The 9,632-nt window shown below is 61.5% G+C and carries 11 protein-coding genes, 1 pseudogene and 1 riboswitch; of the genes and pseudogenes, 9 read left to right on the top strand and 3 right to left on the bottom strand.

Features of this window, described 5'->3' with window-relative positions:
- A pseudogene (locus VZ95_RS21255) lies at positions 1 to 432 on the bottom strand (LysM peptidoglycan-binding domain-containing protein); the annotation flags it as partial.
- Complete coding sequence (locus VZ95_RS23680) at positions 389 to 610, bottom strand: hypothetical protein (RefSeq protein WP_156994904.1); 222 nt, start codon at positions 608 to 610, stop codon at positions 389 to 391. The pseudogene VZ95_RS21255 and the gene VZ95_RS23680, both read right to left, overlap by 44 nt.
- A gap of 238 nt (positions 611 to 848) precedes the next feature.
- Between VZ95_RS23680 and VZ95_RS00050 the strand changes: the two genes are divergently transcribed.
- The 6 genes from VZ95_RS00050 (at position 849) to VZ95_RS21250 (ending at position 7,003) form a co-directional block, all read left to right on the top strand.
- A complete protein-coding gene (locus VZ95_RS00050) occupies positions 849 to 1,448 on the top strand; it encodes an LOG family protein (protein WP_052711332.1) in 600 nt (199 codons plus the stop codon).
- A 154-nt stretch (positions 1,449 to 1,602) separates the two neighbouring features.
- Entirely contained in the window at positions 1,603 to 2,823 is a 1,221-nt protein-coding gene (locus VZ95_RS00045) for an NADP-dependent isocitrate dehydrogenase (RefSeq protein WP_045774069.1), read from the top strand.
- Between the two features lie 40 nt (positions 2,824 to 2,863).
- On the top strand, positions 2,864 to 3,880 hold the full coding sequence (nagZ, locus tag VZ95_RS00040; protein WP_084627455.1) for a beta-N-acetylhexosaminidase: 1,017 nt from the start codon (positions 2,864 to 2,866) through the stop codon (positions 3,878 to 3,880).
- A 189-nt stretch (positions 3,881 to 4,069) separates the two neighbouring features.
- Positions 4,070 to 4,825, top strand: a complete 756-nt coding sequence (locus VZ95_RS00035) for an MlaA family lipoprotein (RefSeq protein ID WP_232302405.1) — start codon at positions 4,070 to 4,072, stop codon at positions 4,823 to 4,825.
- Positions 4,826 to 4,874: 49 nt separating this feature from the next.
- Complete coding sequence (locus VZ95_RS00030; RefSeq protein WP_045774067.1) at positions 4,875 to 5,486, top strand: MlaC/ttg2D family ABC transporter substrate-binding protein; 612 nt, start codon at positions 4,875 to 4,877, stop codon at positions 5,484 to 5,486.
- 38 nt (positions 5,487 to 5,524) lie between these two features.
- A complete protein-coding gene (locus tag VZ95_RS21250) occupies positions 5,525 to 7,003 on the top strand; it encodes a methyl-accepting chemotaxis protein (protein WP_052711328.1) in 1,479 nt (492 codons plus the stop codon).
- A gap of 8 nt (positions 7,004 to 7,011) precedes the next feature.
- Here VZ95_RS21250 and VZ95_RS00015 read toward each other — a convergent pair whose 3' ends face one another.
- Positions 7,012 to 7,422: a hypothetical protein gene (locus VZ95_RS00015; protein ID WP_045774065.1), complete on the bottom strand. Its 411-nt coding sequence runs from the start codon at positions 7,420 to 7,422 to the stop codon at positions 7,012 to 7,014.
- 263 nt (positions 7,423 to 7,685) lie between these two features.
- Positions 7,686 to 7,784: riboswitch (TPP riboswitch) on the top strand.
- Between the two features lie 39 nt (positions 7,785 to 7,823).
- Here VZ95_RS00015 and thiB point away from each other — a divergent pair.
- The 3 genes from thiB to VZ95_RS21245 all read left to right on the top strand — a co-directional run.
- Positions 7,824 to 8,843: a thiamine ABC transporter substrate binding subunit gene (thiB, locus tag VZ95_RS00010; protein ID WP_045774064.1), complete on the top strand. Its 1,020-nt coding sequence runs from the start codon at positions 7,824 to 7,826 to the stop codon at positions 8,841 to 8,843.
- Positions 8,844 to 8,853: 10 nt separating this feature from the next.
- Positions 8,854 to 9,405, top strand: a complete 552-nt coding sequence (locus VZ95_RS00005) for an ABC transporter permease family protein (protein WP_052711327.1) — start codon at positions 8,854 to 8,856, stop codon at positions 9,403 to 9,405.
- Positions 9,402 to 9,632 (top strand): hypothetical protein (locus VZ95_RS21245; RefSeq protein ID WP_198147992.1); only part of this gene is annotated, 231 nt, incomplete at its 3' end. The genes VZ95_RS00005 and VZ95_RS21245, both read left to right, overlap by 4 nt.

Below are 9,632 nucleotides of genomic sequence, written 5' to 3'. Positions count from 1 at the left end.
GGAAACGGTTTCCGGGGTTGGGGCGGCGGGCGCTTTGGCCGCCGGGATCGAGAGAACGACGACTTGTTCCGACTCGGTGGTGCCGCCGCTGGGGGCGGTTGCCGACAGCGACAGTTCGCGGTCGCCGCTGGCGAGGGGCCGCTCGGGCAAGAGCACCCATTCGCCGCGCTTATCCGCCGTGACCGACCCGATGGGCTTATCGCCGTCTAGAACCGTGACCGAGGCTTCGGGCTGCGCCCGCCCGGCGATAACCGCATCGCCCTGGGGATTGACCCGAACCACATCAAAGCTCGGCTTAACCTCGGGGCTCGGGGGTAGCGCGACGGGAGCGGGCGTTACCGGCGCGGCTTGAACCACGGGCTCGGGTTCCGGGACCGTCGGCGTCGGCTCAACGGGTTTTGCGGCAACGGGCGGTTCGGCGGGCGGCGGCACGGTGGCAACACTCGGCGGCGGCGGGGCCGTTTGAGGCGGAGGTGGCTTGAGGGGAAACAGGGGGCGGAAGCGTCCCTTCGTCGCGCGAGGGCCGGTTTAGAACCAGGGCAACAACAACGAGAACAAGGCCGACAAGGCCGAGCAGCATGGCCCGACGGCTAGAAAGGCGTTCCGACATGAATCTTTTATTCCCTACCCTGAAGGCCGCGCCGCCCATTCCAACGCTGTGGCACATCGCCCTATACGAACGAGGCAAGATAAACCGTTCCGCCCACGTGGGGAACACAGCCTACTATGGACGCCGCGCCGCTGCAATCTTGGCCGCCGCCGCCCGCAGCCCCCAACGGCGGAAGGCTTGCAACCGCCCGCCCCGCTCGCGCTATCCCTGCGAGTGAGAGATTGCGCAGGGAGGCGATATGACGTCGGTGAAAACGGTTTGTGTTTATTGCGGATCGTCCGGGGCGGTCGATCCGGCTTTTCGCGACGCGGCAACGGACTTGGGGAAATTGCTCGCCGATGCGGGGATGGATCTCGTCTACGGCGGCGGGCGCGTCGGGCTGATGGGGCTGGTGGCCGATGGCGTCATGGCCAACGGTGGCCGCGTTATCGGGATCATTCCCGAGTTTCTCGATAAATACGAAGTGGGTCACACCGGCCTGTCGGAGTTGATCGTCGTCGATAATATGCACACGCGCAAAAAGTTGATGATGGATCGGGCCGATGCCTTCGTCGTGCTGCCGGGCGGCTTCGGCACGCTCGAAGAGCTGTTCGAAGTGCTGACCTGGAAGCAGCTTCGCTTGCACGATAAGCCGATTCTGCTGCTCGATCTTCCTGGGACAGATGGTCGCGGTTTCTGGGAGCCGCTGACGGCGCTGCTCGATCATCTGATTGCCGAAAAATTCGCCAAACCGGAAATGGCGGCCCTGTGGCAGATCGTGACCAGTCTGGACGGCGTTTTGCCCGCCTTCAGCGCTGCGCCGCCGCCGACGGTGGCGGTTGAAACCAAATGGCTCTAACGGCCCGCCTCCGGCGTGCGCCCCCTTGCGCGCGCCGTTCGGTCTGCTAGTCTGCCGCGCAAATTTAGGGGTGTCGGGTTAGCCGGGACTTCAGTGAATATCTTAAACGTCGGCATTGTGCCGACCAGCACCGCCAAGCTGGAGAGTTAGTTCCATGAGCAAGATTAAGGTCAAAACCCCGCTGGTCGAATTGGATGGGGATGAAATGACGCGCATCATCTGGAAGATGATCCGCGAAGAACTCATCCTGCCGTTCCTCGACATCGACCTGAAGTATTATGACCTGGGCATGGAATACCGCGACCAGACCAACGATCAGGTCACGATTGACTCCGCTGAAGCGATCAAGACCTACGGCGTCGGCGTCAAATGCGCCACGATCACGCCGGACGAAGCGCGCGTGAAGGAATTCAACCTCAAGAAAATGTGGAAGTCGCCGAATGGCACCATCCGCAATATCTTGGGCGGCACTGTGTTTCGTGAGCCGATCATCTGCAAGAACGTCCCCCGCCTCATTCCGGGTTGGACGCAGCCGATCGTTATCGGTCGTCATGCCTTCGGCGATCAATATAAGGCGACCGATTTCGTCGTTCCGGGGCCGGGCAAGCTGACGCTGACCTATACGCCGGACGATGGCGGCGCGCCGATCAGCCACGAAGTCTATCATTTCGACGGCGGCGGCGTTGCGATGGGCATGTATAACGTTGACGAGTCGATCCGAGGCTTCGCCCGCGCCTGCCTGCACTATGGTCTGTCGCGCGGCTGGCCGGTGTATCTCTCGACCAAGAACACCATTCTGAAGTATTACGATGGCCGCTTTAAGGACATCTTCCAAGAAGTGTTCGACGCCGAATTCAAGGATGCTTTCGCCGCGAAAGGCATTGTTTACGAACATCGCCTGATCGACGATATGGTCGCCTCGGCGCTGAAATGGTCGGGCGGTTTCGTTTGGGCCTGTAAGAATTACGACGGCGACGTGCAGTCGGATTCGGTGGCCCAGGGCTTCGGCTCACTCGGGCTGATGACCTCGGTCCTGCTCACCCCGGACGGGCAAACGGTGGAAGCCGAAGCCGCGCACGGCACGGTGACGCGCCATTATCGCGAGCACCAGAAGGGCCGCGAGACCTCGACGAACCCGATCGCCTCGATCTTCGCTTGGACGCGCGGTCTGCAATATCGCGGCGAGTTCGACGGCACGCCGGACGTGAAGGAATTCGCCCTGACCTTGGAACGCGTCTGCGTGAAGACGGTCGAATCCGGCTTTATGACCAAGGATCTGGCCCTGTTGATCGGGCCGGAGCAACCTTGGCTGTCGACCACGCAGTTCTTTGCCAAAGTGTCGGAAAACCTTCAGAAGGCGATGAAGACCGCCTAAGGAGCAAGGCCCCGCCGGTTTTCCTGCGGGGCCGTTTCTGATGAAGATGATGCATGATTTCGGCCTTCATTTTCTGATTGGCCTGCAACCAAGCCCCGATCTGACCGAGCATGACCGGGCGCTTCTTGCCGACGTGCGCCCGGCAGGAATTACCCTGTTCAAGGGGAATTTCGACCGCGATGCCCCCGAAGCCGCTTGGCGCGCGCGCCTCGCCGATCTGCTGAAGCACGCCCAAGACGCGATTGGTCGGGAGAAAATCCTGGTTGCGCTCGATCACGAGGGCGGGCGGGTTCATCGCACGCCAGCGGGTATCACCCATTTTCCGGCGGCGCGCGCCTATGCCGACCGTGCCGAAACGGTGGCGCAGACGATGGCCGCCGAGTTGCAGGCCATCGGCGTGAATTTCATCCTCGCGCCGGTTTGCGATATCGACTCAAACCCGGCAAACCCGGTGATCGGCGACCGCAGTTTCGGGGCCGACGTTGAAACGGTAACCCGCGCCGCGCTCGATTTTCTGCGGGGGCTCGACGCGGCGGGCATGATTGGCTGTGCCAAGCATTTTCCGGGGCATGGCGATACCGATGTCGACAGCCACCACGCCCTACCCCGCCTCCCCTTCAGTGCCGCCGATTTAGCGGCACGGGAACTGCTGCCGTTCAAGGCGTTGATCGACGCCGGGGTTCCGGCAGTGATGACCGCCCATATTCTGTTTCCAGCGTTGGCGGGCGATGTACCCGCCACCCTGTCGCCGGAGATTCTGACGGGGCTGTTGCGCCAGAACCTCGGTTTTTCGGGCGTTATCGTTAGCGACGATCTCGGGATGAAGGCCATCGCCCCCTGGTTCGACGCGCCGGAGGCGGCAGTTCAGGCCGTTACCGCCGGGTGCGATCTCTTGTGCATTTGCGCGGCCCAGGCCGATACCGGCAAGGCGCGGGGGATGCGCGATGCCCTCGCGCGCGCCGCTGAAGCTGCGTTACAAAACGGCACGGGTTTTGCTGGCATAAGTTCTGAAAGCCAGGGGCGGATAACACTGTTGCTAAATCGTCTCAAAGCGTAACAAGCCTGTCTTACCGGGGCTGCGCCGACTCGCCATTTCGCGCTAAACTGTGGTAGGAGAAGCGCAGTGTGATCCATTCTTCATCCTGGTCCTTGCCGTAGCATTGGAACAGGATCACCTGAGATGGCAAACTGTTGTAATGCGATTGGCCGATGTTCGGTCGGCCCTAGCCTAGTGGAAACGACGACCATGACACCCATGCCTGCGTCTTTGTCTCGCCTGTGCCGGGTTCTGCCCCTCGTGGCCGTGCTGGGGCTAGGGGCTTGCGCCTCGTCGCAAACGGCTGAGAATGACCCGATTGAAGGCTTCAATCGCGGCGTCTTCGCTGTGAACGACGCGCTCGATCAGGCCGTCATCCGCCCGGTGGCCTATGGCTACCGCGAAGCCATTCCCGAGCCGATCCGCGACCGTGTGCGCGATTTCGTCGCCAACCTCGCCTCCCCCGTCATTCTGCTGAACGATCTGCTTCAGGGTGAGTTTGATCGCGCGGGGACGACCTTCACGCGCTTCTGGATCAACACGATTGCAGGCGTCGGCGGTCTCGTCGATATCGCCTCCTCGGTCGGCATTAAGCGCCATACGGAAGATTTCGGGCAGACGATGGCCACCTGGGGCGCAGGCGAAGGCCCTTATCTCGTCCTGCCGCTGCTCGGCCCGTCGAACCCGCGCGATGCGATTGGCAAAGTCGTCGATATTTTCACCGATCCGATGACTTATATTTTCGGCGCGCATGGCCCGGAATGGGGTCCCTATGCCCTGGCCGGAACCCGGATCGTCGATGGCCGCTCGCGCATCATTCGGGAAACCGATGATCTGCGCCGGAATTCCTTCGATTATTACGCTACCATCCGCAGCATTTACCGCCAGCAGCGGGCGGATGAAATCGCCAATGGTCGCAGCAAGCCAGGTGTTAAACCCAGCTATCCTGGGCAAAATGGGAATTGATCCCCATTTGCTTCAGACGATGTGAGTTGGTGAAAGGGAGCTAGAACAAATGCTTGTGTCGCGTCGGGCTCTTCTCATGGGCAGCGTTAGCCTTGCCCTCGTGCCCAGTTTTGCCGTTCAGGCCGCCGATATTTCCAAAGAAGCCCGCGAGTTGATCGAAACTCTCGGCGTTCAGGCAATCGGCACGATCAATGACGATAAGCTCGGCGAAATCGACCGGCGGGAGAAGTTCACCAAGCTTCTCGTCGATGGGTTCGATATCCCGGCGATTGCTCGTTTCTGCCTGGGGCGCTATTGGCGCGGGGCCAGCGACGAGCAGAAGGCTGCCTATCAGTCGGCCTTCCAGCAGATGATTGTCGCCGTCTATGCGACACGCTTCCGCGAATATCGCGGTGTCGCCTTCAGTGTCGTGAACAGCCGCAACGAAGGCGACGATCACGCCATCGTCACCAGCAGCTTGCAACCGCCGACCTCCAGCCAAGCCGCTAAAATCGAATGGCGGGTGCTGCGGCCGCAGGGCAAGGTGAAGGTAGTTGACGTGATCGTAGAAGGTGTCAGCATGTCCTTAACGCAGCAGCAAGATTTTGCCGCTGCGATGCAGAGCAATGGCGGCGATCTCGACCGCTTTATTGCCGAGCTTAAAAAGCGTGCTGCCGCCTAGTCTCTGACGCCTCTCCCCGCCCACGAAAGGAAAACGCGATGCTAGATTGGTTCGCCTGTCTCGGTGCCGCGTTTTTGGCGCTTCTCAGCCTCTTCTACCCTACGCGCACTTGGATGCGGGTGAGTTTCGCCGCAATCGGCGTTTTGGGAATGGGCTATGGTGCCTGGGCGCAGAATGGCGGCGTCGTTGCCGCTTACGCTATCATCATCGCAATTCAAATCGCGCGCACCTTCGCGCTGGCGAAACTGGTCGAAAGCGCTAAGCAGAGCAGCCAAACCGATGTGTCGCTCGATTGGCTCGTCTCCTCGATGACGCCGCAGCAGTTTAGCGCGGGCGAAACCCTGTTTCGGTCCGGCGACAGGTCGGACGCGATGTTCGTCATCAAAACCGGCACGATCCGCTTGGTGGAGTTCAATGCCGTGCTCGGGCCGGGGCAGATGTTGGGCGAAATCGGCATTTTCTCCCCGGAAGGCAAACGCACCGCTTCAGCGGTCTGCGAGACCGATGTCGAACTGCTGCACCTCTCGGCCCAGCGCGTATTCGAGCTGTTTGCGCAGCAACCCGCCTTCGGCTTTCAGTTGATGCAGCTCATCATCCGCCGGATGAACGAGCGCGTTCAGGCCCATATGGGCGAGCAGCGGGAAATCGAGCGCCGCGCCGAGATTGAAAAACAATCCACCCGCTTGGCCTTGGCCGATACTTTCGAAGTCAGCGTTCAGCGCGTGCTGTCGGGCGTTACCAATTCGGTCGGCCAGATGCAGTTCTGCGCGCAAGCCATGTCGAGTGCCTCCGATCAAACCCAGGAGCGTAGCCAGCTCGTCTCGCGCGCGCTGCAATCGGCGCGCACCTCCACCGCCCATATGGCGAATGCCGCCGAGGGGCTGAGCCAAGCCATCGCGGGCATTCATCGCCATGTGGAAGGCTCGGCAGAAATCGCCCGGAAGGCGTCGAGCCAAGCGCAAACGGCCAATAGCACGATTGAAAGCCTGAGCCAGGCGGCAACGCGCATCGGCGATGTCGTGGCGCTGATTACCGAGATTGCCGAGCAGACCAATCTTCTCGCCCTCAATGCAACGATTGAAGCGGCGCGGGCCGGTGAAGCGGGCCGGGGGTTTGCCGTTGTCGCGACGGAAGTGAAGAACCTCGCCGATCAAACCGCCAAAGCAACCGAAGAAATCACATCCCAGATCGAAAGCATGCAAAGCGCGACCGGCGCGGCGGTAACGGAAATCCAGTCGATCAGTTCGACAATTTCCACGATCAATGAAATCACGACGACCATCGTCGGCGCGATTCAGGAGCAGCGGGGGGCGTCGGCGAAAATCTCGCAGAATGTCACCCAGGCGAGCGCCGATGCCGATGAAGTGGCGCGGCATATTGCGCAGATCAATAATTCGGTTGGTGAATCGAGCCAAGTCGCCGCCCAAGTGCTGCTGACAGCGTCCGACCTCGTGCGCGATTCGGATATCTTGCGCTCGGAAGTGAACGGCTTCTCCAGCCAAGTGCGGACCAGCTAGGGTTTGGGCTAAGCCGCTTTTTCCGGGGCGGCTTGATCGATCCAGACCAACAGCGCTTCCACGGTGGTTTCCCCGACGCTGACCAGTTCCCGCGCTTGCACGGAAAGCGGCTGCGGGCCATCCCCCGTTTTGGCCGTGCTCACCACACGCTCGGCGGCGGACGCCAAGGGCATGAGGCCGAAGCTGGCGGCGGTTCCATAAAGATCATAGGCATTGCGCAGAGTATCGGCCGTTGCCCGGCCGCGCGTCGAGCGGATCGCCCGCGTGCACTGCTGAACCACGCCGATGACATCCCCGATCAGCTTGCGCAGATCGCAGGGCGAGAGAATATTCCGAAGTTCGCTTAACTGATTGGTGTCGAGCAACGTCCGCCGTCCGAACGACCGTTGATCCCGTGCTTCAAGCGCCGTTGCCTGCATTCCACCCACTCCTTCGTATGGCCTTGCGGCCGATATCGATGCTCGTATCGATTACGATTCCAAAGACACGTTAGATGCACTCGGTATCTCTACTCGCTATTTCCGTAAGGCGTTCTTACCAAACTTGTAAGACAATGACCAGAGGTAATTATAAACATTAACTATTTTAAATTACCTGGTTAGGGAACCTCCTGTATCACACCTCCCATCGCCGCCCTGCCCCGTTCCATCTGGACAGATGCCCGGATCGGCGCTAGGACTTAAGCTTCTCAACGGGGTGCTCTTCGGGGCTGAGAGGCTAGCGCCAACCCGCCGAACCTGATCCGGATTATGCCGGCGGAGGGATTGAGAGACGGCGCTTCGGTCGTTCCTCCCCTATCCGCATCGGCGAGGGAGACTCGATGACCAACCGCCGCTTTCGTGCCCGCATCGCGCAATCGCTTCTGGCCTTTGCCCTCGTCGGGGCCGCCCTGCCTGCGGGTGCCCAATCCAAACCCGATTTGACCGTCTATACCTATTCGGGCTTTGCCGCCAAATGGGGGCCGGGACCGGCGCTAAAAGCGGGCTTCGAAGAAAGCTGCGGCTGCACTCTCACGTTCGTCGGCGTCGACGATGGCGTCGCCCTGCTCACCCGCCTGCGCCTAGAGGGCAAAGCCACCAAGGCCGATGTAGTCGTCGGGCTCGATCAAAATCTTACCGTGGAAGCGGCGGAAACGGGCCTCTTTGTGCCGCATGGGGTCGATCCGAAAAGCCTCGCCCTGCCGGTGGCCTGGAACGATGCCACCTTCCTGCCGTTCGATTACGGGGCCTTCGCCGTGGTCTATGATACCAAGGCGCTGCCGCAGCCGCCCAAGAGCCTGAAGGAATTGGTCGAGGGCGATCCGAAGCAGAAGATCATTCTGCAAGACCCGCGCACCTCCACGCCCGGCCTCGGCATGCTGCTGTGGGTGAAAGCCGTTTACGGCGATCAAGCCCCCGCCGCCTGGGCCAAGCTGCGCGGCCGTATTCTCACGACGACCAAAAGCTGGGGCGACGCCTATAGCCTCTTCACCAAGGGCGAAGCGCCAATGGTGCTCTCCTACACCACCTCGCCCGCCTATCATCTGATCGAAGAAAAGACCGACCGCTACGCGGCGGCGATTTTCAGCGAGGGCCATTATCCGCAAATCGAAGTGGCGGCGGCGGTGAACGGTAAAAATCTTCCCCTCGCTAAACAGTTTCTGGCCTTCCTGCTGACCGATACGGCGCAAGGCATCCTGCCCACGACTAATTGGATGTTCCCCGTCACGGCGACCGCACCGCAGCCGGACGCGTTCAAGACGCTGCCGGCACCGACGAAAACCCTGCTGCTGCCGGGCGCGGATGTGGCGAAGAACCGCAAAGCCTGGACCGATGAATGGTTGAAAGCCCTGGCGCAATAGAGCGCTGTCTTTGCCCGCCCTCGCCTGTGCCCTGCTGCTGCTCGCCGCCCTTACCGCCGGTCTCGGCCCGGTTCTCGCCTTGGGTATCGGGACGGGCGCGGGGTTAGGCGAGAGCTTTATCGCGCTCTGGGGCGATCCTTATCTGCGTCGGGTGCTCGGGTTCACGGTTGCTCAAGCCGGGCTTTCAACATTGTTGGCGGTGCTGGGTGCCATTCCGATAGCGCGCGCCTTGGCCCGGCGACCGGCGTTTCCGGGGCGCGGACTGCTGCTGCACTTGTTGGCAGTGCCCTTGCTGCTGCCAGCTTTGGTCGGCGTGCTGGCGCTGGTGACGCTCTACGGACAGCAGGGTTGGGCGGCGCAGCTCGTCCGGGCGTTCGGCGGCGAGATGCCGCCGCTCTATGGGCTCGGCGGCATTCTACTCGCCCATGTGTTTTCAATCTACCCTTGGCGGTGCGCCTGCTGCTGCGCGCGCTCGAAACTGTACCGGGGGAAAGCTGGCGGCTGGCGGCGCAACTCGGCTTCACGCCCCGCCACGTTTGGCGCTACATCGACCGCCCGGTGATTCTCAGCGCCCTCCTTGGCATTGCCGCGCTGATTTTTCTGCTCTGCGCGGGCAGTTTTACGATTGTGCTGGCCTTGGGCGGCGGACCCGGCGCGACGACGCTGGAAGTCGCCCTCTATGAGGCGCTGCGCTTGGATTTCGATCCCAGCCGCGCCGCTCTGCTCGCCTTGCTACAAACCGGCCTTTGCCTCGGCGTCGGGACGCTGGTTTTTGTTCTGACCCCGCCC

Origin of the sequence: Elstera litoralis (assembly GCF_000963705.1) — a bacterium.
Classification (GTDB): Bacteria; Pseudomonadota; Alphaproteobacteria; order Elsterales; family Elsteraceae; genus Elstera; species Elstera litoralis.
Note: the sequence above shows the minus strand (reverse complement) of the source record. Positions and strands in the feature narration are given on the sequence as shown.

What these genes read in the sequence shown, in the direction of transcription:
- VZ95_RS23680 (WP_156994904.1), bottom strand. Translation starts at nt 610, where the DNA reads ATGTCGGAACGCCTTTCTAGCCGTCGGGCCATGCTGCTCGGCCTTGTC.
- VZ95_RS00050 (WP_052711332.1), top strand. Translation starts at nt 849, where the DNA reads ATGACGTCGGTGAAAACGGTTTGTGTTTATTGCGGATCGTCCGGGGCG.
- VZ95_RS00045 (WP_045774069.1), top strand. Translation starts at nt 1,603, where the DNA reads ATGAGCAAGATTAAGGTCAAAACCCCGCTGGTCGAATTGGATGGGGAT.
- nagZ (WP_084627455.1), top strand. Translation starts at nt 2,864, where the DNA reads ATGAAGATGATGCATGATTTCGGCCTTCATTTTCTGATTGGCCTGCAA.
- VZ95_RS00035 (WP_232302405.1), top strand. Translation starts at nt 4,070, where the DNA reads ATGACACCCATGCCTGCGTCTTTGTCTCGCCTGTGCCGGGTTCTGCCC.
- VZ95_RS00030 (WP_045774067.1), top strand. Translation starts at nt 4,875, where the DNA reads ATGCTTGTGTCGCGTCGGGCTCTTCTCATGGGCAGCGTTAGCCTTGCC.
- VZ95_RS21250 (WP_052711328.1), top strand. Translation starts at nt 5,525, where the DNA reads ATGCTAGATTGGTTCGCCTGTCTCGGTGCCGCGTTTTTGGCGCTTCTC.
- VZ95_RS00015 (WP_045774065.1), bottom strand. Translation starts at nt 7,422, where the DNA reads ATGCAGGCAACGGCGCTTGAAGCACGGGATCAACGGTCGTTCGGACGG.
- thiB (WP_045774064.1), top strand. Translation starts at nt 7,824, where the DNA reads ATGACCAACCGCCGCTTTCGTGCCCGCATCGCGCAATCGCTTCTGGCC.